This is a genomic window from Shewanella sp. HL-SH8, assembly GCF_051165765.1.
Classification (GTDB): Bacteria; Pseudomonadota; Gammaproteobacteria; order Enterobacterales; family Shewanellaceae; genus Shewanella; species Shewanella glacialimarina.
Genome location: NZ_CP195039.1, coordinates 2,861,376 through 2,883,942, shown reverse-complemented (window position 1 = coordinate 2,883,942; position 22,567 = coordinate 2,861,376). Strand labels below are relative to the sequence as shown.

The 22,567-nt window shown below is 38.1% G+C and carries 23 protein-coding genes and 1 pseudogene; 18 read left to right on the top strand and 6 right to left on the bottom strand.

Going from position 1 to position 22,567, the window contains the following annotated elements:
• The first annotated feature begins 57 nt into the window (after window positions 1–57).
• The 6 genes from cysQ (at window position 58) to ACRWQN_RS12735 (ending at window position 3,896) form a co-directional block, all read left to right on the top strand.
• Entirely contained in the window at window positions 58–855 is a 798-nt protein-coding gene (gene cysQ / locus ACRWQN_RS12760; RefSeq protein ID WP_434938124.1) for a 3'(2'),5'-bisphosphate nucleotidase CysQ, read from the top strand.
• 73 nt (window positions 856–928) lie between these two features.
• Window positions 929–1,825: a fructokinase gene (gene mak, locus ACRWQN_RS12755; protein WP_434940655.1), complete on the top strand. Its 897-nt coding sequence runs from the start codon at window positions 929–931 to the stop codon at window positions 1,823–1,825.
• Between the two features lie 165 nt (window positions 1,826–1,990).
• Window positions 1,991–2,794 carry a YdcF family protein gene (locus ACRWQN_RS12750; protein ID WP_434938123.1) on the top strand — a complete coding sequence of 268 codons (804 nt, stop codon included), beginning with the start codon at window positions 1,991–1,993 and terminating at the stop codon, window positions 2,792–2,794.
• The gene (locus ACRWQN_RS12745) at window positions 2,795–3,055 is read left to right on the top strand and encodes a hypothetical protein (RefSeq protein ID WP_434938122.1); all 261 of its coding nucleotides are present in this window, start codon (window positions 2,795–2,797) and stop codon (window positions 3,053–3,055) included.
• Window positions 3,045–3,467, top strand: a complete 423-nt coding sequence (locus ACRWQN_RS12740) for a DUF2982 domain-containing protein (protein WP_434938120.1) — start codon at window positions 3,045–3,047, stop codon at window positions 3,465–3,467. Before ACRWQN_RS12745 ends, ACRWQN_RS12740 begins: the two co-directional genes overlap by 11 nt.
• Window positions 3,468–3,896: a GFA family protein gene (locus tag ACRWQN_RS12735; protein WP_434938119.1), complete on the top strand. Its 429-nt coding sequence runs from the start codon at window positions 3,468–3,470 to the stop codon at window positions 3,894–3,896.
• A 43-nt stretch (window positions 3,897–3,939) separates the two neighbouring features.
• Here ACRWQN_RS12735 and ACRWQN_RS12730 read toward each other — a convergent pair whose 3' ends face one another.
• The 3 genes from ACRWQN_RS12730 to galE form a co-directional block, all read right to left on the bottom strand.
• On the bottom strand, window positions 3,940–4,290 hold the full coding sequence (locus tag ACRWQN_RS12730) for a bactofilin family protein (protein WP_434938118.1): 351 nt from the start codon (window positions 4,288–4,290) through the stop codon (window positions 3,940–3,942).
• A gap of 111 nt (window positions 4,291–4,401) precedes the next feature.
• On the bottom strand, window positions 4,402–4,884 hold the full coding sequence (gene napF, locus ACRWQN_RS12725) for a ferredoxin-type protein NapF (RefSeq protein ID WP_434938116.1): 483 nt from the start codon (window positions 4,882–4,884) through the stop codon (window positions 4,402–4,404).
• A gap of 40 nt (window positions 4,885–4,924) precedes the next feature.
• Entirely contained in the window at window positions 4,925–5,938 is a 1,014-nt protein-coding gene (gene galE, locus ACRWQN_RS12720; protein ID WP_434938114.1) for a UDP-glucose 4-epimerase GalE, read from the bottom strand.
• A gap of 317 nt (window positions 5,939–6,255) precedes the next feature.
• Between galE and phhA the strand changes: the two genes are divergently transcribed.
• The 12 genes and pseudogenes from phhA (at window position 6,256) to ACRWQN_RS12660 (ending at window position 19,677) form a co-directional block, all read left to right on the top strand.
• Window positions 6,256–7,053 carry a phenylalanine 4-monooxygenase gene (phhA, locus tag ACRWQN_RS12715; protein WP_434938112.1) on the top strand — a complete coding sequence of 266 codons (798 nt, stop codon included), beginning with the start codon at window positions 6,256–6,258 and terminating at the stop codon, window positions 7,051–7,053.
• Window positions 7,054–7,125: 72 nt separating this feature from the next.
• The gene (locus ACRWQN_RS12710) at window positions 7,126–7,464 is read left to right on the top strand and encodes a 4a-hydroxytetrahydrobiopterin dehydratase (RefSeq protein WP_226415150.1); all 339 of its coding nucleotides are present in this window, start codon (window positions 7,126–7,128) and stop codon (window positions 7,462–7,464) included.
• Window positions 7,465–7,625: 161 nt separating this feature from the next.
• Entirely contained in the window at window positions 7,626–9,164 is a 1,539-nt protein-coding gene (gene tyrR, locus ACRWQN_RS12705; protein WP_434926434.1) for a transcriptional regulator TyrR, read from the top strand.
• Between the two features lie 272 nt (window positions 9,165–9,436).
• Window positions 9,437–10,423, top strand: coding sequence for a fumarylacetoacetate hydrolase family protein (locus ACRWQN_RS12700; protein ID WP_226415152.1), 987 nt, complete (start codon window positions 9,437–9,439; stop codon window positions 10,421–10,423).
• Window positions 10,424–10,494: 71 nt separating this feature from the next.
• Window positions 10,495–11,145: a maleylacetoacetate isomerase gene (maiA, locus tag ACRWQN_RS12695; RefSeq protein WP_434938110.1), complete on the top strand. Its 651-nt coding sequence runs from the start codon at window positions 10,495–10,497 to the stop codon at window positions 11,143–11,145.
• Between the two features lie 12 nt (window positions 11,146–11,157).
• Window positions 11,158–11,892 (top strand): nucleotidyltransferase family protein, encoded by a 735-nt coding sequence (locus tag ACRWQN_RS12690; RefSeq protein WP_434938108.1) that lies wholly within the window; start codon window positions 11,158–11,160, stop codon window positions 11,890–11,892.
• 144 nt (window positions 11,893–12,036) lie between these two features.
• A pseudogene (locus ACRWQN_RS12685) lies at window positions 12,037–13,020 on the top strand (DNA topoisomerase); the annotation flags it as partial.
• Window positions 13,021–13,113: 93 nt separating this feature from the next.
• Window positions 13,114–14,700 carry a tyrosine-type recombinase/integrase gene (locus ACRWQN_RS12680; protein WP_434938106.1) on the top strand — a complete coding sequence of 529 codons (1,587 nt, stop codon included), beginning with the start codon at window positions 13,114–13,116 and terminating at the stop codon, window positions 14,698–14,700.
• Window positions 14,690–16,570, top strand: coding sequence for a hypothetical protein (locus ACRWQN_RS12675; RefSeq protein ID WP_434938104.1), 1,881 nt, complete (start codon window positions 14,690–14,692; stop codon window positions 16,568–16,570). Before ACRWQN_RS12680 ends, ACRWQN_RS12675 begins: the two co-directional genes overlap by 11 nt.
• Window positions 16,563–18,530 (top strand): hypothetical protein, encoded by a 1,968-nt coding sequence (locus tag ACRWQN_RS12670; RefSeq protein ID WP_434938102.1) that lies wholly within the window; start codon window positions 16,563–16,565, stop codon window positions 18,528–18,530. Before ACRWQN_RS12675 ends, ACRWQN_RS12670 begins: the two co-directional genes overlap by 8 nt.
• The gene (locus ACRWQN_RS12665; RefSeq protein ID WP_434938100.1) at window positions 18,523–18,975 is read left to right on the top strand and encodes a hypothetical protein; all 453 of its coding nucleotides are present in this window, start codon (window positions 18,523–18,525) and stop codon (window positions 18,973–18,975) included. Before ACRWQN_RS12670 ends, ACRWQN_RS12665 begins: the two co-directional genes overlap by 8 nt.
• A 129-nt stretch (window positions 18,976–19,104) precedes the next feature.
• Window positions 19,105–19,677, top strand: a complete 573-nt coding sequence (locus ACRWQN_RS12660; protein ID WP_434938099.1) for a hypothetical protein — start codon at window positions 19,105–19,107, stop codon at window positions 19,675–19,677.
• 387 nt (window positions 19,678–20,064) lie between these two features.
• Here the strand turns inward: ACRWQN_RS12660 and ACRWQN_RS12655 are convergent, their stop codons facing one another.
• The 3 genes from ACRWQN_RS12655 to ACRWQN_RS12645 all read right to left on the bottom strand — a co-directional run bounded on the left by ACRWQN_RS12655 (window position 20,065) and on the right by ACRWQN_RS12645 (window position 22,376).
• Window positions 20,065–21,054 (bottom strand): HEPN domain-containing protein, encoded by a 990-nt coding sequence (locus ACRWQN_RS12655; RefSeq protein ID WP_434938097.1) that lies wholly within the window; start codon window positions 21,052–21,054, stop codon window positions 20,065–20,067.
• 133 nt (window positions 21,055–21,187) lie between these two features.
• Window positions 21,188–21,700 (bottom strand): hypothetical protein, encoded by a 513-nt coding sequence (locus ACRWQN_RS12650; protein ID WP_434938096.1) that lies wholly within the window; start codon window positions 21,698–21,700, stop codon window positions 21,188–21,190.
• 70 nt (window positions 21,701–21,770) lie between these two features.
• A complete protein-coding gene (locus ACRWQN_RS12645; protein ID WP_434938095.1) occupies window positions 21,771–22,376 on the bottom strand; it encodes a DUF262 domain-containing protein in 606 nt (201 codons plus the stop codon).
• Window positions 22,377–22,567: the final 191 nt, after the last annotated feature.

Here is a 22,567-nt window from a genome sequence, read left to right as displayed (position 1 = left end):
CATAATATGCCATTGTTGAATGTTTTAATGAACCAAGCGTTTTGCTAAGGAATTGATTTGTCTAATTTTGTACTTTCTCAAGCTGAGCTGCAGCAAATAGTGACTATTGCCAAGCAAGCGGGTAATGCCATTATGGATGTTTATGCCCAAACCGACCTGCAGGTAGAGATTAAACAGGATGATAGTCCGGTTACCGAGGCCGATATTGCTAGCCACAATGTGATTATTAAAGGGTTAACAAGTCATTTTGCTGATATCCCTGTCATGAGTGAAGAAGATGCCAACATTTCCTGGGCGACGCGTAAGCAGTGGCAGACTTATTGGTTAATCGACCCGTTAGATGGCACTAAAGAATTTATAAAGCGTAATGGTGAGTTCACCGTCAACATCGCCTTGATACATCAAGGGCAAGCAATAGCGGGTGTGGTTTATGCGCCCGTTTTAGGTAAATGTTATAGCGGTATTGTGGGGAATGGTGCCTGGCTTGAACATAATGGCCAAGTTAGTCGTTTGGATATTAGCCAGCGCAGTATTTTGCCTATACCTGTTGTTGTCGGTAGTCGCTCACATATAAGCCCTGATGTTGCTGCATATTTACACACTGTGGGCGAGCATCAAATGCTCAGCGTCGGCAGTTCGTTAAAATTTTGTATGGTGGCCGAAGGTCAAGCTGATGTGTATCCAAGACTTGGATTAACCAGTGAGTGGGATACCGCAGCTGCACAAGCGGTTTTAGAAAGTGCTGGTGGTGTTGTGGTTGAATATCCGGCATTAACGCCTTTACAGTACAACCAAAAAGAAAATATTTTAAATCCGTATTTTATTGCTGCATCAGCGGCATGGTTTGAGCGTTAGTCTAATAAATCATTTGTTTACGTCAGCCAAATACGACACCAGAATGAATAATAATTAAATGGAGATACAAGTTATGATGCGCATGGGCGTTGACCTTGGTGGGACTAAAATTGAATTAGTGGCGTTGGCTGACAACGGTGATGAGTTATTTCGAAAACGTATACCGACACCACGAAATTATCCTGACACCTTAGATGCTATTATCGACCTAGTGAATGAAGCCGAAACCACACTGGGCCAAAAAGGCTCGGTAGGTGTAGGTATTCCTGGGGTTATTTCGCCATTTACAGGCCTAGTCAAAAACTCCAATTCGACTTGGATTAATGGTCATCCTTTAGACAAAGATTTAGGCGCTCGTTTAGAACGCGAAATCCGAGTCGCTAATGATGCAAATTGTTTTGCGGTATCAGAAGCCGTAGATGGCGCTGCGTCGGGTAAAGGTGTGGTATTTGGTGGCATAATAGGCACCGGCTGTGGCGCTGGCATTGCTATTAATGGCCGAGTGCATGCCGGTGGTAATGGTATTGGCGGTGAATGGGGTCATAATCCACTCCCTTGGATGACGGCAGAAGAGCATCATTCAACCGAGTGTTTTTGTGGTAATAAAGATTGTATTGAGACCTTTATTTCGGGTACTGGGTTTGTGCGTGATTTCCGTGCGGCTGGCGGCGAAGCAACTAGCGGTATTCAAATTGCACAAATGATGGCTGAAGGTGATGAGTTTGCTAAGCAGGCTTTTGATCGCTTTATTGACCGTTTAGCCCGTTCACTAGCGCATGTGATTAATATGATGGACCCTGACGTGATTGTGTTAGGTGGTGGAGTATCTAATATCGACGCCATTTACACTGAGTTACCAAAAGTGTTACCTCAATATGTGGTTGGTCGTGAGTGTCGCACGCCTGTGGTTAAAAACCTCTTTGGTGCTTCATCGGGTGTTCGTGGTGCGGCGTGGTTATGGGGTAAGTAAGTTCGAAGCCCAATGCTGATCAGCCTAAAAATGCCATTGATGATTCAATGGCATTTTTGTTTTTGTGGCCCAGCTAAATAATTGTAAAACCACTCAAATTGCTTTCGCTAATTTGAGGATGAGTCGTTACACTATTGCGATTATTGTCAATTGGATAGCTATTGAATGTTTTGGCTTAAAAAAATCATCTCACAATTATTTATGCCTATTCCGCTAACGGTGTTATTCATTTTACTCTCTTTGTTATTAATGACATTTGCGGCATCAAAATTAAAGTCTATTGCAAAGTTAAGCTTACTCGCAGCACTGGCAATACTGGTTGGTTTCAGCCAATCTGATAGCAGCTATTATTTAGCCAACTCTTTAGAATCCCAATATCCGGTTAACTCAACACCCATAGCCCCTAGTGAGCAATGTGTAGTGATGGTATTAGGCTCAGGCCACAATGAAATAGCAGGCCTAACCGCGGTGCATAAATTGTCGGCTGTTGCCTTGGGGAGATTAACCGAAGGTGTGCGTCAGTTATCACTGGGACAAAATTGTCAGTTAATCGTCAGTGGCTGGGATGGCGGTTATATGTCCACTGCGCACGCGACGATAATGAAGCAAGCTGCAATCGAGTTAGGGGTTAATCCTGGCACTATTGTTAGCTTTCCTGAAGCAAAAGACACTATTGAAGAAGCAATGTTTTTATATAGACTTATTGGACAACAGCCGTTTAGATTAGTCACATCTGCAACCCATATGCCGCGCTCTATGATGATATTTAGCGCTTTGGGAATGCACCCGCAAGCCGCACCAGCAGATTTTATTGCGCAAAAAAGTGTGTGGTGGCGTATTGATGCTAGTAATTTGTTGACATCCCAAAGAAGTATTCATGAGTACGTGGGGATGTTGTGGCTGAGTATTAAAGGTGTGTCGGCTGATCAAATGGTAAATCAACTGTCACTTGATAAGGAATTGAATTAAATGACTGAAGCTTTAGCGATATACCCACATACAAAACGTAATGGGCTGACGTTTACATTAGCGGGCGCGACAGGATTGTTGATTAGCTTTGTGCTATTTATTCAATACAGTAGCTTATTTCCATTTTCATTGGTGCTGTTTGGGTTATCAAGTGTAAGCGTGTTGCTGGGCGCCGCTAAACTAAACGAACCTTTGATAAGCCTTGAATTAAATGAAACAGGAGTGACGTATTTTCACCGTCCGTGGCCAAGTGACGCTTGAGTGGCTCAATTTACAGCGGATCGATAATGTCAGAGTAACCCAAAATATGGAGTTAATAGAGCTACCCTATATTGGCTTTAAAGTGAAAAAAATGAACCCTGTGTTAGATTCTATTTCACCTCGACTTGCAACGGGTTTATTGACTGAGCAGCGGCCGCTATTAATGACAGCGGCGACTCATGATGAAGATTTACACAGTTTAGAACAATACTTAAGTGCAGAGTTTAGCCCGTTTGTGAGCCATGGTGAACGTTACCGTGGAGTATTAGCTATGTTTGGCCGCAGAAGTGAAACCTTAGCAGAAAATTTGGGTTTTCATTTATACGTATCCCATGATGCACTAGACCGAGACTCAAAAGAGATGCTCACTTTATTGCGTGAGTGGCAGCAAAAAGCGATGCGAGGAATGTAAATGAGTGATGACATCATTTCTCAAGGAGGCTGTCTATGTGGCGCGATTCGTTACCAGATAGTTGGTCAGCCGTTTGATGCGGATTATTGTCATTGTCGTCAATGCCAACGTTCATCTGGTGCTGTGGTCATGTCATGGATGGATTTTAAGGTTAACAAAGTCACTTGGCTTATCGGCAAAGTAACAGAGTTTGCTTCTTCAGAAAAAATTAAGCGTGGCTTTTGCCAACATTGCGGTTGCAGTTTGAGTTATCGGCATCAAGATTATGCTGAATATATCACTCTATCGATTGCCAGCTTAGATAATCCTAACTTAGTTTCACCTAATTACCATATTTACACAAACAGCCAAGTAAAGTGGTTAAAGATTGACGACAATTGTAAAAGGTACTCGCAGGCGAGAAATGAAAGCGTTTCAAAAACATTATAAAACGCATTTACGGTGAGTTAAATGGGATGATGATACCTGGTAGTTAGTTTTTTGCATGCTTTGATTCTCGGTGGCGCTGGCCTAAAAACTGCCCACCATCAATCACTTCTAATTTTTCACTGTAAGCATCACCGTCAAATAAGCCAGTTGATGAAATGAGTAACTTTTGACATTGCACAGTGCCTTTTACTAGGCCAGTAATGCTGACATCCTGACATTGAATATCGCCATTTACCTCACCACCTGCTTCGACGACAACGTTACCTTGGGTAATAATATCCCCGAGTATTTTACCGCTTATCATCACGTCGCCATTAAATTGAAAATCTCCGGTGAGCTCGCAGCCTTGGGCAATAAAACTTAATTGGGGGGTGTCTTTTTTGGGATTAAACATCAGTTGCTCTTATTGTTTTTTTAACATCATTATTTGCAATGGATATTAATATAATCATTTTGACTGACATGTAAATTAAAAATCAGTATTAAGGTGAGTTCGAATATTACTTTAAGGTGCTGCTAATGCAATGGCATTTGAAGGGCAGGGCGACACACATGCTCCGCAACCAGTACATGCACTGGTATCAATAATCGGTTTTGGCACTTGGCCTACCGCCATGACAAAACTTATCGCGCGCGGATCGCAAGCATCCTTACAGCTTTGGCACCATACGCCATTGTAAGTTAGGCAGGTTTGTTTGATATTGGCTACAATCAACCAAGGTGCGTGTTGTTCAGTGTCGAACAAAGGTTCCTCACATGCTGTGACGCACCTTTCACAAAAAGTACACTCGCCAAGGGTAAAGTCAACCTCAGGAAAACCGCCATCCCCTCGCTTAATAATATTGGTTTCACAGACTTTGATGCAGTTATCACAACGAGTACAAATATCAGTAAATTCAATATCTGTTTTTACCCAAGGCGGCCTTAATGCATTACTCTTTCGGCGGCTAAATAAACTGCGGCGACCTTGGTTGACATATTGACTCATTGTGACTCCTAGATTGTCCTGATTTTTAACGCCTAATAAATCAGGATTTATAACCATTAGGGTTATGTGACTGCCATTTCCAGCTGCTATTGGCCATATCTTCAATAGTATGAGTAGCATGCCAATTAAGCTCGCTGGCAGCAAAACTTGGGTCTGCGTAGCAAGAGGCTATATCGCCAGCGCGGCGGTCGACTATTTGATAAGCTAATGTTTTATTACATGCTTTTTCAAATGCCTTAACCATTTCTAACACACTGTAACCAATCCCTGTTCCTAGGTTATAAGTGACTAATCCAGGGCGGGTTGAGAGTTTATCTAAGGCTTTTAAATGTCCCATGGCTAAATCAACAACATGGATATAATCCCTCACTCCAGTGCCGTCAGGGGTATTGTAATCACCGCCAAAAACGCTCAATTCATCACGTTTACCCACGGCAACCTGTGCGATAAATGGCATAAGATTATTAGGAATATCATTAGGGTCTTCGCCAATTAAGCCTGAATCATGGGCACCTACAGGATTAAAGTAGCGTAAACAGGCAATATTCCAGCTGTTATCTGAATGATATAAATCAGCTAAAATATGTTCAACTATCAGCTTTGATTGGCCATAAGGGTTAGTTGCACCTGTGGGGAAGTCTTCCTTAATGGGCAAACTGGCAGGGTCGCCGTACACAGTTGCAGATGAACTGAAAACAAGATTTTTAACATTATGTTCAGCCATCACTTGACATAAAATGATGCTACCAGTGACATTGTTTTCATAATATTTGAGCGGTAAAGCGACTGATTCACCCACAGCTTTTAGTCCAGCAAAGTGAATAACTGAGTCAATTTCATGATCGGAGAATATTTTTTGCAGCAAGGCTTTGTTTAGTACATCACCCTGGTAGAAAGTCACCGTTTTATGGCTAATACGTTCTACACGCTTTAACGCTTCAACGCTTGAATTAGACAAATTATCTACAATAATGACTTCCTGTCCTATAGCCAATAGTTCTATAACTGTATGGGTACCAATATAACCTGCACCACCGGTCACTAAAATTGCCATGTTTATATCCTAAATTATCTAAAGTTTTGAATTTGCCTTTAGTGCTTATTGTAAATCAGTTGCTTAGAATTACTATAAAAAAACCGATTTAACGGGTAATTATGATGGTTTATTTCGAGTCGTTACCAAGTTTGTCAAAAATCCTATCCATTATATTGGTCTGATATAATTAGGTATTTTTTAAGAGTATACGCCAATGTATGCTTATGTTTACAAAAAGCTAACATTGTTGACCCGACTATAAAGTGTGAGGGAGTTAACAAAATCGATGGCATAGCACAATATGAAGGGAGTGAAGTTGACGTAAAGTGGAATTAATGAGCAACGTGACAAAGTATATTTCTCATCAACCTGATAGCCAAGGGTATATTAATTATTCAGAACAAGAGAATAATTTATGGCAGCAATTGTATCTGCGCCAAATTACTAACTTGCCAGGGCGAGCATGTGATGCCTATTTACAAGGTATTCAGACATTAAATATGTCAGTTGATAAAATACCTCAACTGCCTGATCTCGATAATGTCTTAACAAAATTAACTGGCTGGAAAACCGCCGCGGTTCCGGCATTAATTCCATTTGGTAAGTTTTTTGAATTACTGGCCAGTAAGCAATTTCCGGTAGCAACCTTTATTCGTACCAAAGAAGAATTTGATTATTTACAAGAACCTGATGTATTCCATGAGGTTTTTGGTCACTGCCCTTTATTAACTAATCCAGCATTTGCCAATTTTTCACATATTTACGGTCAATTAGGATTAGCTGCATCAAAAGAAGATCGCATTTTTCTGGCTCGGTTATACTGGTTTACCGTTGAATTTGGTCTAGTACAAGCTAAAGGTGGCCCTTTAAACATCTATGGTGGAGGCATTTTAAGTTCCCCTGGCGAAACCTTATATGCGCTAAGTGATAAGCCAGAGCTTAAACCGTTTGATTTATTAGATGTATTGAGAACACCGTATCGCATCGATATCATGCAACCGATATATTATGTCATCGAAGATATTGAATATTTGGATGAAATTTCCAAGATGGATATTATGGCTTATGTGAAAAAAGCCCGTGAACTGGGGATGTTTGAACCTAAATTTGCCTCTAAAGTAAAAGCAAGTTAAGCCATTTGTGGCGAACTTTGCAGTATTATTTTTTAATTCTTATTCATAAATTAGTCGTATTTAGGAGTCCCAATGACTGCACTATCTGAAATGAAATGTGAAGCATGCCAAGCAGATGCCCCAAAAGTAACCGATGCCGAGTTAGGTGAATTGGTACGAATGATCCCTGATTGGGGTGTTGAAGTGCGTGATGGCGTAATGCAATTAGAGCGAGTGTATAAATTTAAAAACTTCAAATTAGCCATGGCGTTTAGTAACAAGCTTGCTGATCTGGCAGAAGAAGAATTTCATCACCCAGGTATTTTTACCGAATGGGGTAAGGTCACTGTAACCTGGTGGTCGCACTCAATTAAGGGCTTACACAAGAATGACTTTATTATGGCCGCCAAGACCGACCAGTTGTTAGACTAACAACAAGATCAAATAATTCAGCATGTTACGTAAACGTAATGTGCTGAATTCTTTCTCTGTTACAATTCTGCTGTAAACTTCACTTGCCACCTCTATCATAACACTCTACCGTATGCGCAGTTTCCAAAGAAAAAACTAATAAATTAGGGAATCACAGCATTATGCGTTTGGAAGTGAGTTGTAACGATCGCGTCGGCCTCGCGAAAGACATCCTCGTCGTACTTGAAAAATATGGCATTAATTTAATTGCCATTGATGCTAGCAACAAAGGCTTTTTGTATCTGCAATTTGCCGAAATCAGTTTTGAAATGTTGCGCGAGTTAATGCCCCTTATCCGTAAGGTAGAAAGTGTGCACGATGTGCGTACGGTATCTTTCATGCCTTCAGAGCAAGAGCATTACGCGTTAAAAACCTTATTAAAAACCCTACCAGATTCGGTATTTTCCCTTGATGCTAAGGGACGTATTCGTATTGTCAACGAGTCGGCTTTATTGACCCTAAATATGGCCGAACATGAAGTCGTAGCTGAATCATTAAATCATTGGGTGCAGGGTTTTAACTTTGTGCGTTGGTTAAGTGAGCCTCAAGTGCCTGCCATTGCATCGCGAGTTACCATTAATGCCAGTGAATACTTAGCCGAAATGCTGCCCATTTATCTACCTGATGATAATGACAAAACCATTCTTGCTGGCGCCGTGGTATCACTTAAATCGCCAGCTAGGGTAGGTAAGCAGTTTAATGCGTTACAGAACCAAACCACAGGTTTTGATAATGTGCTTGCGGTCAGTGACAAAATGAAAGATGTGCTTAAGCAAGCTAAGCGAATGGCGCAATTAGATGCACCGTTACTTATCACGGGTGAAACGGGTACAGGTAAAGAGTTAATGGCGCGAGCTAGTCATGACGCCAGTATGCGCCGTGAGCATCCATTTATAGCCATTAACTGCGCCGCATTACCCGATAGTGTGGCTGAAGAAGAGCTATTTGGTTTTGTTAGTAATGGGCAAATTGTCAAACGCGGCTTTTTTGCTGAAGCAAAAGGTGGCACGATATTTTTAGATGAAATTGCCGAAATGTCTAAAGCGGCTCAGGTTAAGTTACTGCGTTTATTACAAGATGGTGCATTTAGGCGCATGGGCGGTGATGAAGAAGTGCGTGCGGATGTGCGAATTATTTGTTCGACTCAAAAAAATCTCGCCGAGCTATGTCAGTCTGGCGAGTTTAGAGAAGATCTTTATTATCGTATTCATGTGCTGAGTTATCACATGCCATCATTACGTGAGCGTAAGGTTGATGTCATTCCGTTAACTGAAATGTTTTTAGAGCATTACAGTCATCAACTATCAAGTCCGCTTCGTCGCATTTCAGCCTCTTGCCGTGATTATTTATTTACCTATGCATGGCCAGGTAACGTGCGTCAGTTGAAAAATGCTATTTTCCGTGCAGTGTCTATGTGGGATGGTTCGGCTGAATTAACGGTTGAGCAACTTAAATTGCCCTCATATGCCGAAGGTTTTGGCTACTTTGATGAAGAGTTTGAAGGCACATTGGATGAAGCGATGAAAGAGTATGAAGCGAATTTGTTACGTCGTTTATATCCTGCTTATCCAAGTACCAGGCAACTAGCCAAAAAGCTAGGTGTATCGCATACCGCAATTGCAAATAAATTACGTGATTACAGTATTTCAAAGAAACGTTAGTCAGGCTGTTTAAACAACACTGTAACGTTTTTATGCCACAGTTTTGTTGGCAATTTAGCCAATGTATGGCCTGAAAATCACCATTTTCAGGCCTTGTTTATAAGTGTATACAAATATTTACAAAATCAGGGTTGAAAGTAGAATATGTGATTCAGCTCACAAGCTGTTTATTGCACGGTTTATCGGTTATTTCTATCATCAATCAAGCTGTATTTTCTGATTGGCTCGCATTCTTATACGGCCGACAGACTTTTCGAATATTAGGAGCAATAATGAAACTTGCAAGTTATAACAACGGTCGTCGTGATGGCCAACTTATGTTAGTAAGCAAAGATTTAACTAAAGCTGTCGCGGTACCTGCTATTGCTCACACTATGCAGCAACTACTTGACGCGTGGGATTTATTAAACCCGCAATTACAAGAATTATATGAAGCGTTGAACGCTGGCCAAATGGACAATGCGATTGCATTTGACGAAAGCAAATGTTTATCACCATTACCACGCGCTTATCAGTGGGCTGATGGCAGTGCTTACGTGAATCACGTTGAGTTAGTGCGTAAAGCTCGCGGCGCTGAAATGCCAGAAACATTCTGGACAGATCCATTAGTCTACCAAGGTGGTTCAGACAGCTTTATCGCTCCTAAAGCCGATATCGAAATGGCCAGTGAAGAGTATGGTATCGATTTCGAGTCAGAAGTTGCTATCATCACTGATGATGTTGCCATGGGTGTAAGCAGTGAAAACGCCGCTAAGCATATTAAATTATTGATGTTAGTTAACGACGTATCTTTACGTAACCTTATTCCTGGTGAGCTAGCTAAAGGCTTTGGCTTCTTCCAGTCTAAACCGTCAAGTGCTTTTTCTCCTGTGGCCATTACGCCTGATGAATTAGGTGATAAATGGCAAGACAGCAAGGTTCATTTGCCGTTAGTGACGCATTTAAACAGTGAATTATTTGGTCGCCCAAATGCTGGCGTGGACATGACATTTGATTTTAGTCAACTAGTGTCTCATGTTGCGAAAACACGTCCTTTGGGAGCAGGTGCTATTATCGGTTCAGGTACTATTTCTAATTATGACCGTAGTGCCGGTTCAAGCTGTTTAGCTGAAAAACGTATGCTTGAAATTATTGCAGATGGCAAAGCAAGCACGCCATTTATGCGTTTTGGTGACACGGTTCGTATCGAGATGTTTGACGATAACAATGTCAGCATTTTTGGTTCAATTGACCAAAAAGTAGTTGAGTACAAAGGTTAATTCATTATCAATTAAGATGATATTTAGGCAATAACAGACCATGTTATTGCCTTTTTTATAGGGAAAATAAGATGAAATTGTATGGATATTGGCGTTCTAGTGCCGCATACCGAGTTCGAATAGCACTTAATCTTAAGCAATTAAGCGCAGAACATATTTCAGTGCATTTAGTGAATAATGGTGGTGAGCAACATTCAGAGGCATTTCATCAACTTAATCCCCAGCACTTAGTACCTGCGTTAGTTGATAGCAACGAACAAGGCGAGTTTAGCCTGACCCAGTCTTTGGCGATTATTGAATACCTTGACGAAAAACACCCACAAATTAATTTACTACCGACTAATTTAGAAGATAAAGCCGTGGTGCGCGCCATGTCGCAAGCTATTGCCTGTGAAATCCACCCACTCGATAACCTGCGGGTATTACAATATTTAGTCAAAGAAATGGGCGTAGATGAAACCCAAAAAATGACCTGGTACCATCATTGGGTTCATGTTGGTTTTAGCGCATTAGAATTGCAGCTTGAACGTTTTTCTGGCCAATTTTGTTTTGGCGATAAGGTCACTCTGGCTGACATTTGCCTGGTGCCACAGGTTTATAATGCCGAGCGCTTTAAGGTGCCTTTGGATGCTTACCCAAACATTGTCCGTGTATGGAAGAACTGCAACCAACTTGATGCCTTTATTCAAGCAGCACCAGAACAACAAGCTGACGCGAGTTAAGGCTTAATATTAGTGTCACAAGACGGTATTCAAATCTCACCCGCCAATAAGCACTGTTTAGCCAAGGTAGAGCAGTCACAAGCTTTGGCTGATCTAGCGTTGTTAACTGAGTTAGGGCAATTAAATCAGCTAACCCAGTGGGTTGAGCAAGATGCACTGCGGATGCAAGCATTATTAGTTTGTGCACAAGTGTTTGCTAAGCTCAATATCACCGACTGGGCAATCGCTGCCGGCTTTGTGCGTAATCTGGTGTGGGACAAATTGCACGGTTTTTCAACCAGTGAGTTAAGTGGGTTAAATGATATTGATGTCATTTACTATTGCGAAAAAAACATCACCCAAGCTCAAGACAAGCACATTCAGCAAATACTGTTAAGCTTGATGCCGCTAAATTGGTCGGTTAAAAACCAAGCTAGGATGCATATTCGTAATCAAGACCCACAATATCATTCATGTCTCGATGCAATGGGGTATTGGCCTGAAAAGCAAACTGCGATAGCGGTTAAATTGAATGCGGTTAATGTGAACCCGCAGCATGCCAGTTATAGCGTTAATGTGAAAACTGGCTCTTGCATTAGCGCCAACACATTGGAATTTATTCATGCCTTTGAATTAACATGTTTATTTAATTTTAGTCTGAGCCATAACCCAAAGCGCTCATCAAGTATATTTGAACAGCGTGTCATCCAGAAAAAGTGGCTTGAACGCTATCCAAAATTAATACTGCAGCCAACGGCTAAAACATAGAACATCACGCAATAAGTACTCACCAATAGCATTGAGCCATCTACATATTTCAATTAATGGTGTGTATCTTTAATGGCTGATAACTTGCTAAACACGGATCAATCCGCTATTTTACTGTTAATATATACAGTGCTTGAGTGTTGAATGATTTTATACATTGCAGAAAAACCCAGTCTAGGCCGAGCCATTGCTGATGTATTGCCTAAACCGCATAAAAAAGGTGAGGGCTTTATTACCGCAGCCAACGGCGATTGTGTGTCCTGGTGTATTGGTCATTTGCTCGAGCAAGCTGAGCCTGATGCCTATGATGCAGCGTTTAAATCATGGAAACTCGAGCATTTACCGATTATTCCGCAAACCTGGCAATTAAAACCCAAACCTAAAACCCGCAGCCAATTAACCGTGTTACGTAAATTGGTTAAGCAAGCATCATCGATAATCAATGCTGGTGATCCCGACCGTGAAGGTCAGCTTTTAGTCGATGAAGTTATTTCTTACCTTGGCGTAAAGGGTGACAAGCTGAATGATGTACAACGTTTACTCATCAGTGATTTAAATCCACAAGCGGTTAAAAGGGCGTTAGGGCAACTGCGCAGTAATCGAGACTTTATTCCATTATCAACCTCAGCATTAGCCCGCAGCCGTGCAGATTGGTTATATGGCATGAACATGACACGAGCTTATACCATTCAAGGTAAAAAGGTCGGTTATCAAGGTGTGTTATCTGTGGGCAGGGTGCAAACCCCCTTACTGGGGTTAGTGGTGCGCCGTGATGATGAAATCGCCGATTTTAAGCCCAAGTCTTTCTATGAAGTATTAGCGCATTTAGTTACCGATCAACAACAAACCTTTAGTGCTAAATGGCAACCTAGCGAAGCCTGCCAGCCTTATATGGATGAAGACGGCCGGGTATTAGCCAAAGGCTTGGCCGAAAATGTGGTTAAGCGTATTCATGGTCAACCCGCAGAAGTCACCAAACTTGAGGCCAAAGATAAACGCCAAAACCCACCATTGCCTTACAGCTTATCAGCATTGCAAATCGATGCAGCAAAGCGCTTTGGGCTATCGGCAAAAGAGGTGTTAGATACCTGTCAAAGCTTGTACGAGCGGCATAAATTGATTACTCACTAATGCGATATATATACTAATTGGCACTTATTGACTTATATAGTTGAGAATATTCATTATTGAGATTAATTTACAATCAGAGTGAGTTCGTAGATGACAACTTATCAAATAGAGACATCCTCGTTTAAGTCTTATGTCTACAAGGTACCAATTGTAGAAGGGGACGAAAATGGTGAGTTAGTGGTGAAGCATAGCCTTTACGATAAAGGTGTTGTGATTAAGAAATTAGTTTTATTAAATGAAGTTGGTTACGACAATAAAAACATACTAGTTTCTTTTAAACCTGTTGATGTAGCTAACGAATTTATTCTTGCGCATCATCTTGATGACGGGAAACTTGAGTCATCTCAACTGGCACAGGGCTTAGCCCATTATTTTCAATTTATTATCCAGCATCAAGTCATTTGGGATAGCGAATATGATGAGGATTTATTTGATCCAATTTATGATGAGCCTCGGCCAACTTGGGATTACTTTCCTAAGCGTAAAGCCCATCGACTTACCTATAAGTATCGTGACGCTCTTAAAAAACTTGTATTATTCCCTGCAGAGGAAAAAAATCGTTTAGCTAGAACAACTGCTAAAGCTTATATTTCTGCTGTAACTCGGTTTTATAAATATTATCTTCGAAAAGGAAAACTATTCAATAATCCGCCATTCTCACATGAATCTATCACATTAAAACTCCAATCTTCAGCTGCCAGTATGAAAGCGTTTCATCAAAAAGTTATTCATACAACAGACATCCGTTTAAGTTTTAGCCGGAGTCAAAGAAGTAATGGAACATCATTAGAAAATTGCCGTCGAGACTTAAAACCTATGAGTGATAAGCAATGGATGGTGGCACAAAATATTTTGACAAAATCAAGGCGTATAATTCGTTTTGGACAAGATAAAAATAAATCGGCTTCGTTGCCTATTGAATTTTCACTAGGTTTTATGATTTGTCGCTATACGGGTCTTCGAAGAGAAGAAATGGCTAGCCTTCATTTAGGGCAAATTATCAAGCCTAAAAAAGTTATCAAAGAAGGCGAAGAAGTTTATGAAAATGATATTCTAAGATTGAGCGTGGGCGATGGATATGGCTCTTTGACGAAGACTAAAGGCAAAGGTAACAAACCGAGGAAAACCATTATCCCAGCACGATTAATGGAAGACATTTACAATTACACCCAATCTGAACGATATTTAAAGCGCTTGAATAAATTCAATGATTTTTGTAAAACCCAAGAACAAATAGGTAATACGTCTATTTTTGAAGGTGATGATTCTATTGATAAAAATAAAAAATATCTTTTTATATCGCAAACAGGAGTTCCTTTATTTACTAGGTCAAGTGATTTTACAGGGCGTTGGATTGAAGTCAGAAATACAATAAACAACATGCTTGACTTAGAATATAAAACACTAGCCTCAATACATAACCTTCGCTCTACATTTGCTGTTGATATATTTAGACGTTTGTTACGAAACGACGTTAAGCCTGATATTGCATTAGACTATGTAGCTTCACTTCTTGGTCATGAAGACCGTCAAACCACGATGGTGTATTTAAAAATTGCACAGAATGCTCCAACTGGGGATGAAATTTATGAGGATGTGTTGTCTTATTTAGGAATTTTGGATGGTTTCACTGATCAAATAAATATTAAATTAGACAGGGAGTTAAATGGTGCGTAAACGTGTAAACCTCGAAACAACAATAAGGAGTAAAACAGCATCAATTGATATTTTAAATATCGAAGATATGGCTTGTTTTAACAAAATAGGAGGACAGTTTGAATTTAAACGGTTACGTTACCGAGGTGTTCCCACAACGATTGCAACAGGTAAAAGAAAGGGGGAGTTTAAGGCTACTGAGCTGACTTTAGCAAATCGTGATGACTTTATACGATCAGTCTATAAGATTAAACCAGATAGCCCCTGTAGTACATTTCATAGTCATATAAAGGTCGGTTTAGTCTCGTACTTAAGATATATTGATGAGTTTAGTCCACAGTCTTCACCTTTTTCCTTAGATGAAATGAACAGATGTATTAAACATTTCAATCAGCTTACCTTACAAGGTATAACTACTTCAAGAGCGAGCCGAGTTCATGCTGCGTTGTCTATTATTTTAAAAGGATTTGGTCGTTCTCATGATGCTGAAAAATTGGCTTTAGTACCTCATTATCAAGCTAGTGGCAAACAATGTGCGTATGACATTGAAACTGAGCTAAAGCCCGTTTCACGCCTCCTTATCAAAGGTTACCTCGAACTTATTGAACATATAAAAAATGATACGCATCCAGAAGTACATCCTTTTTTTGATGAGCATTTATTCAATAACATGGTAGAAAAATTTGGGTGGAATAATATAAATATAAAAAAAAATGCGTTCAAACACGCAATGTTAATAAATAATGCGATAAAAAGCCAAAAAGACTTTAGTGATAGGGTCTTGCAACGTCAGATATTATTTAATCAGACTTCTCGCTGTGCTCTGTATTTATTTTTTATGTGGACTGGTATGAATGATTCTGTTTTAAAGAAAATGAAACGTAACGACGTATCCTTTAAATGTGTAGGTTCTGACGTCTATGTTTTTGAAGGTGTTAAAGGAAGAGCCAATTACAAGAGTATTGATCACTCCTTAGGTTTTTCTAAATACGCGAAAAACTTGATAGCAGAGTGGCTTGAAGTATCAAAAGCTCATTTTATATTAGCTGGCATTAAGGATATTGAAGATCAACCATTTATTCCGTTTGTTGATTCGAATTTAAAAATTAAGGACTTTTCAGATCATGGTACGGGTTCGGATAGGATCAATAAACTTATCGAGAAATTATTTCCTTTTAGGATTAATTCTTCTCGATTTCGCAAAACAAAATCCGATATTTTAATGCGCGTAACTGAAGACATGTACCTTGTTTCACAGGGGTTAAACAATACAATAAATGTTGTTGCCAGTACCTATTCATCAGGTGTAAAAGCTGATCATGAACGACATTTATCTGCCACATTTGAATCACTAGCTTTAATTAGCAAAGGTAATTCTATTAAAGATTCAGTGAATGATGCCAAGGTACTCCATAGTGATATATTAACTGATTATGACTATAAGCAACGTTTAACGCGAAATGAAATAAAAATACCAACGATTACCCCACATGGCATTCGATGTTCTGGAGACGAAAGTAAAAAAGGGGCTATCGAGCGTAAATATAAGAACTTAGCAATAGAATTTAAAGAAGATGAGAAAAAATGTACCGATTTTTTATCGTGTTTTGATTGTGAAAATCATATTTTAATCGCATCAGAATCTGATATTTGGTTAATGCTATCATTTTTTGAGCAAGTGCTTGAACTAAAGAGTATACCTTCCCAAAATTCCATTCCCAAAGAAAAACTATATCAATTAGAGGTAATACTGAGCAGAACGTTAGATCGATTTAGGCATAAGGCACCAAAAGAGTATGCTGGTGCAGAATTGAAAATGGCACATTCTGATCATCCCTTATTCATGGGATTACAGGGACTCAACGACACTTTGCAGGTTTTTAATGTTTAATACTTTAGAAAAATTAGAGGATGAGTTTAAAAACAATCCTTTCATATCATTTGATTCTGATGGAAATGGTGCCTCTCGTATATTTGATGATAAATGGGATTTTGTTTCACGCCGAGAGTCTGTTCGTTATGTTGTTTTCCACAAAATTCCTCCTGAGCATAAGAAAAATATACAAAGTTTTACTGCTAAATTGTTCTTTTCAGAAATGGATAAAGCGATTGACAATCATGTGTCAGTATCAAAACTGCTAAGTACCAAAAAGAACTTGTGGGTAGTTACAAAGATATGGGGTAAATCAGATTTTTCACTGCTGTCAGACAACATAGAGTGGTTTAAGTTTACAGAAAATATTAAAGGACTTATGTCGTTATCCATGCTCAAACTAATTTGTATTACTTTGAGACAATTAAATAGTGCAGGATTATTAAATCGATACATAGATAGCAACGCTTTTAAAGACTTATCAAACGATAAAACAAGCAAACAACATTTAGCCCTCCCAACTACGATATATTCTCAAATTCTTCAGCAAGCTGTGGGAGTAGTTGATATGTATCACCCTTACAGATATAAAATTTCATCAGTAATGAAGGAAACAGTTGCATATTATGGTAGTGAGCTGCCAAAAGAGGCAAGAAATAGATGTATGTTGAAGCTAGATGAAAACGGAGTAAAAAATTTAAACCTTAGGGTCGTTAAATATGGTAATAATCTTGGAAGAGAAATACCAAACTTTAGCTTTCATATCAGAGGGAAATGGGTTAGTGAAATCGTAAAGTATTGTTTAATGGTTGTTGTGATGTTTACTGGAATGAGAAATCGAGAATCGCGAACTACTAACCCAAATAGCTATAAGGTACTAGCTGGCATATCAATGTTATGTGGTAATACTTACAAAGGTAATAAAGGAGTGGCAACTAAGGAGGTATGGGTAACCCATCCCATAGCCTTGAAAGCATTAGAGCTTGCTTATGACTCAACTATGTATGCACGAGAACATTTTAGAAATACATTAGAAAGCAATTTCAATGAAGACTTGATTAGCAAAGATGAATATGACCGTGGTTTGGAAGATTTAGCTTCTTCATTTATTACAGCTGGTATGGGTAGTGATAGATTTAAAAAAGTGCTGTCTGATTATACATTATCAATTGGGAGCAAAGATTTTTTGAATCTAAAAAAACTTGAAATAAAGGCAACTAATGAAGAAGTGGAAGAGTTCAACTTATTAAATCCTGATTGGCATGGTGAATTAAAAATAGGTGGTTCACTACCTAAATTGTCTCTACATGATTTAAGGCGTTCTTTTGCGGTTTTTATGGTAAGGAATAAATTGGGGAACGTACAAACAATTAAACACCAGTTAAAACATAAAAATATACATATGAGTAATTGGTATGCCAATAATGCTGAACTTATTCGGTCTGAGGATTTATTACTAGATAAAGACTTAATGAGTGAAGTTGATATGGCGACACAGAGCTTAGCTATTGAAGCATTTGATGATATTTATAATGGCACACAACATTTATCCGGTGGTGGGAGTGTTAGTGTTATAGAAGAGAGAAATAAATCACTCGGTAAAGGCGAAACCATAGTTTTATCTCGCGATGAATTAGCGTCATTAGTTCGTAATGGTACAAAGTCAATAGTATTATTACCTACAGGTGGTTACTGCACTAACTCATCATGTGAACGAGTTTGCTCAATAGAATCATTTGTAGCTGAGAGTAAACCATGCCAACACTTAATAATTACCGATAAAAGCGCAAAACAAATGGCTGCACAACGTAAACGGTTAATCGTAGCTTTTGAAAGTTTAAATGAAATGGAAGACTATGCATATAGCCGTATTCTTATTGGCTACACTGTAAAAATTCGTCAAATTGAGCAAACATTAAAATTACACAATATTGATTTTGAACCCTTCACTTATACTATCAAGGCAAATCATGAGTAGAGATAAACAAATAACAGAAGCTCGCTTACATGAAGCATTGAAAAGATTGCTCGACGGCCAAGGCCGTCATGTTAAACCAAAAGGTCGGTTGACTCTAAATAAAGTCAACATAGAGGCTCAATTAGGTAATAGCTACGTCCATAAGTTTCCTGATTTTGTAGTTCATGCAAAAACCTTGATCGAACAATTTAATCATAATCGAGAAAACTCGATGATGATTGGACTAGATATCGAAATGGGGATGCAAGTATCTGAAATTGATAAATTAAAGTCAGAACTAAACAGAGAACGTACATTAAAAGATAAATACCGTAGAGAACGAGATAACGCAATCAAAGCAAGAAGTTTATTAGAGCAAAGCTATTCTGAATTAGTTAAAAGGGTGGTGGATTTGCAGAATGAACGCCAGGTTCGTGAATATGTTGTTTCTAGAATGGAAAGATAATAGAATTAAATTTAGGTATTTTTTGAAGATTATTTACCGAAGAGCTATCAAATAACAGAAGTGAACTTGAATATAGTTATCTCAAGTTTTCAATTATAAAAATTATTTTAGACTATTTAAAGGAAAATCATGTATCACAATGAACATCAAATAATGAAAGTGATTTATGATCATTTTTATCAAAAAATTGATAAAAATAATGTAATTCCAATTAATCTTAGAGCCCCATCCTTAGTTGGAACAGTTCAAGATGACCCCTTTGATTCTCTAATAGTAGAAGAGATTAAATTATCTTTTCCTGACTTAGAAGTTGTAAGTTCAGGGAAACTAACAACACCGGATATTGTAATTCGTGATAAGCAGTCTGGGGTCATTGTTGGTATTGAAGTTAAGAAATTAATCCAAAAAGAAAATGGGGCAGATTCTCGTGGATTAACAATGGATTATAATAGTTGTTTACCATGTGGTACAGCATTGGTAAAAGTTGGCAATATAACAACTGATGTTCCATGCTATTACCTATATGCCTTACTAAGTAATGATAGTTCTAGTATTGTTACTTTTATATTGATGCACGGAGATTTTATTAACTATGATTTTAATCTTCATAAACAGGCAAAAGTAGCTAATCAGTCTGAATATGGTCATGGTCCTTATGGTGAAGGTTCTGTTCGTCCGGAGAGCTATGTATACTTACCCTAATCCTCTGAATTACAAGCTTAAATGTTTTCATGAAAGAAAGGTTTTTGTAACAAAAAAACTTGAGTGCGCAAATCTAAAACTTGATCATCTAGTAACCGAAGAGGTTTCTAGATGTGATATTTACAACAATGAATTTTATTACAGTATTGTTAGTAATGGTAAGCCAGATCTATCAATACCTCCGATTCTTATTGAAAATATTTTTTCAGGTTGTAAATCTAGAACGGCTAAACAACGAATTAGTGCGTCAATGCCAGGATTAAGCGCATAAATTTTATTGGTAGTTTTACCTTATTTTTATAGAGTCCTTTAAATATTATTGATTCTTAAGTTTTACTTACAGTCAATATACTTCTAGGACGCTATGATTCTTGCTACTTTAATTTTTTATATATAGTTTTTTATAGATAATTCACGATTAAGCATTCCATTACTTATAGTAAAATCAACTTTAATGGAAAAATCGGTTTCACTTGGGTAATTAATTTCGGTAATTGAAATATTATCTTGTATTAAAGATTCAATTTTTCCAATAGTAACCATCTTATCATTCTTTGCATAAATATTATCGCCAACTTTAATTTTAAATTTTTCTTCGGTACCATTAATAGGCTTACCAAAAAAACCAAAACAGCTATGTGCAGGAAAAGTTTTATCTGCACTACCTATGACCTTTCGTTCAGTTCCGTGATAAAGACATTCATCAAACGATCGATGAAGAATTTCAGCTAGTGCGTTACCGAAGTGCTTTAGAAACTCAGCACGGCTAATGATAAGCTCGAATTGTTCAAAGTTTCTCTCGAAGGAGCCATGAGCAATTTCATTTCTTAATTGAGCAAGCTCACCTAATTCTGACTCAAGCCATCCCTTCATTATTAGCTTTTCTTGCGAAGGTTCTTGTCCTAGTCTATTTGCTAACTGGAATGTTACTTCTTCAAAGCCTAAGGTTCTATCTGCAATATTTGTTACGCCAATTTGTGCAAAGTATGACTGAATTAGTTCGTATCGAAAGTTAGCGCCATGAATTGAGAAAGCTTTGCTATTCAATAAATAATCATCTTTTGCATGTAAGAATGAATGTAAATTTGAAATAACATCAATTTCGCATTTACGCTTGTCGGAATCTTTCTGATTTTTATTCTTAGCAATTTTGTCTAGAAATTTTATTGATAGTTCTAAGTGACGCTCACGGATAGAGTTTGGTAATTTTAGTACTGGAATTTTTGATTCGTTTATGCAATTGATAAATTCTTCAGCTAATTTTTCTAAATAACTTTCTAGGTAACCATAAAGTGCAATAATCGAACTTTTATAGTTGAATTCCTTCGATGATGTCGATGATGGTTTGATCACTTCTATTAGATGTTGCTGTACCATTCCGTTTAACTCGTTGTCATGGTTACAACTTTGAAGTAGTTTACGAAAGAACTTATCTTTTTCTTCTTCATATCTAAGATGTCGGACTAATCCGTCTATGCTATCAGTAAACTCATCCCTGCAAGTGAACATATCAAAAAAACCTTTGTATAAATATTTCTAATAAATCTTCACGTGTTTTCAATGCTAATTCATTAACATTTCTACCGCCAAATGCTGCATAGTTTTCTTTGTAAAACTCTTCAATTTCTGAATTAATTAATTCTTTTTGACTGAGTAAAATTTCTCGTTTATCTAAGTGTTGACTTAAAACTAACATCATCGGATCGTAAACTGCGACAGTGGCTCGATCAAACCAAGCCCATTTACCTTTATGCTCTCGGTATAATTGAAATGCTTGCTCTTCAAATAAATCAAATGCTAGGTCAATTGTTCTATTAAAAAAGCTTGCTAGATTATCAAGTACTTCCTGATTTAGGTAATTGCCTTGTTCTAAAAAACGATCGAAATAACTCTCTAGTGATTTTGTATGTAAGTCGTGTTTTTGACGGTATGCAAAAAAACGTAATACTAACTCTACGTCATACATTGTTTTGAAGAGCTTGTTTGCTGCTCGCTCGGTATGTATACCATCATGCCCCTCCACATGAAGAGGGATCCCCCAAGTTTTACATAGGGACTCATTTTCCGATAGTTTGATACAAAGTCTATTAAGCTTACCGTCCGAAGTTTGCGTTTCGTTTCTCTTGTGCTTTTAGTTGCTCACCACCACTGTTGATTCTATCAAAGACCATTTGTTTCATAGTCTCTGCTTCTTCAGGTGTTTTTGCTGTTTCATTAAGCAGGATGATTGATGAAATGTATCGACGATCGATCCCTTGTTTCACTAATTTTGGTAATGATTCATAATTCTTGCCATTTAGTTCAGGCCATTTTGTTAATCCAACTAAAGAATATTTATTATCATAAAATGAAGATATTGCAGTAAGACGTTGGAGCCCGTCCATTACTTCATAGCTAGAGTATTCATATTCATAAAGAAAAATTGGAGGTAATGGCACGTTCATAATTAGAGATTCTATTAATGCGGAGCGTTTCTCATTAGACCATCTATGTCGACGCTGGAATTCAGGGTTCATTTTATAACCATTGCTGCTAACCATTGAAGATATAGTGTTCAGAGGATAACGAGCTTGTTCTGTTACGATACGGATCTCTCCTTCTCGGTACTTTTTGTTTATTTCTTCATCAGTCATTTTGACTTCAGGTATTTTTCCATCACCTAAAATCAATTCTTCGCCATCTAAAAGTTGAATATCCATTGCCAGCCTCAGTTAGATAAAATCATTCTAATCTATAATAAATACAATAATATCATACATTAAAAACTCGACATCGTTTAATCAAAAATCTGTTATTTGATTTTTACAATAGTTTTTTGTGTGTCTTTATAGAGCCTTTTTTGATAGAATTTAATTATAAAATAGTACAAAAATAATGTTAAATCAGATGA

Coding starts and splice junctions, on each gene's coding strand:
- ACRWQN_RS12655 (WP_434938097.1), bottom strand. CDS start 21,054: ATGGTACAGCAACATCTAATAGAAGTGATCAAACCATCATCGACATCA.
- ACRWQN_RS12645 (WP_434938095.1), bottom strand. CDS start 22,376: ATGGATATTCAACTTTTAGATGGCGAAGAATTGATTTTAGGTGATGGA.
- mak (WP_434940655.1), top strand. CDS start 929: ATGATGCGCATGGGCGTTGACCTTGGTGGGACTAAAATTGAATTAGTG.
- ACRWQN_RS12675 (WP_434938104.1), top strand. CDS start 14,690: ATGGTGCGTAAACGTGTAAACCTCGAAACAACAATAAGGAGTAAAACA.
- ACRWQN_RS12660 (WP_434938099.1), top strand. CDS start 19,105: ATGTATCACAATGAACATCAAATAATGAAAGTGATTTATGATCATTTT.
- galE (WP_434938114.1), bottom strand. CDS start 5,938: ATGGCAATTTTAGTGACCGGTGGTGCAGGTTATATTGGTACCCATACA.
- ACRWQN_RS12745 (WP_434938122.1), top strand. CDS start 2,795: ATGACTGAAGCTTTAGCGATATACCCACATACAAAACGTAATGGGCTG.
- ACRWQN_RS12750 (WP_434938123.1), top strand. CDS start 1,991: ATGTTTTGGCTTAAAAAAATCATCTCACAATTATTTATGCCTATTCCG.
- ACRWQN_RS12670 (WP_434938102.1), top strand. CDS start 16,563: ATGTTTAATACTTTAGAAAAATTAGAGGATGAGTTTAAAAACAATCCT.
- phhA (WP_434938112.1), top strand. CDS start 6,256: ATGAGCAACGTGACAAAGTATATTTCTCATCAACCTGATAGCCAAGGG.
- ACRWQN_RS12735 (WP_434938119.1), top strand. CDS start 3,468: ATGAGTGATGACATCATTTCTCAAGGAGGCTGTCTATGTGGCGCGATT.
- ACRWQN_RS12665 (WP_434938100.1), top strand. CDS start 18,523: ATGAGTAGAGATAAACAAATAACAGAAGCTCGCTTACATGAAGCATTG.
- ACRWQN_RS12730 (WP_434938118.1), bottom strand. CDS start 4,290: ATGTTTAATCCCAAAAAAGACACCCCCCAATTAAGTTTTATTGCCCAA.
- tyrR (WP_434926434.1), top strand. CDS start 7,626: ATGCGTTTGGAAGTGAGTTGTAACGATCGCGTCGGCCTCGCGAAAGAC.
- ACRWQN_RS12700 (WP_226415152.1), top strand. CDS start 9,437: ATGAAACTTGCAAGTTATAACAACGGTCGTCGTGATGGCCAACTTATG.
- ACRWQN_RS12680 (WP_434938106.1), top strand. CDS start 13,114: ATGACAACTTATCAAATAGAGACATCCTCGTTTAAGTCTTATGTCTAC.
- napF (WP_434938116.1), bottom strand. CDS start 4,884: ATGAGTCAATATGTCAACCAAGGTCGCCGCAGTTTATTTAGCCGCCGA.
- maiA (WP_434938110.1), top strand. CDS start 10,495: ATGAAATTGTATGGATATTGGCGTTCTAGTGCCGCATACCGAGTTCGA.
- ACRWQN_RS12710 (WP_226415150.1), top strand. CDS start 7,126: ATGACTGCACTATCTGAAATGAAATGTGAAGCATGCCAAGCAGATGCC.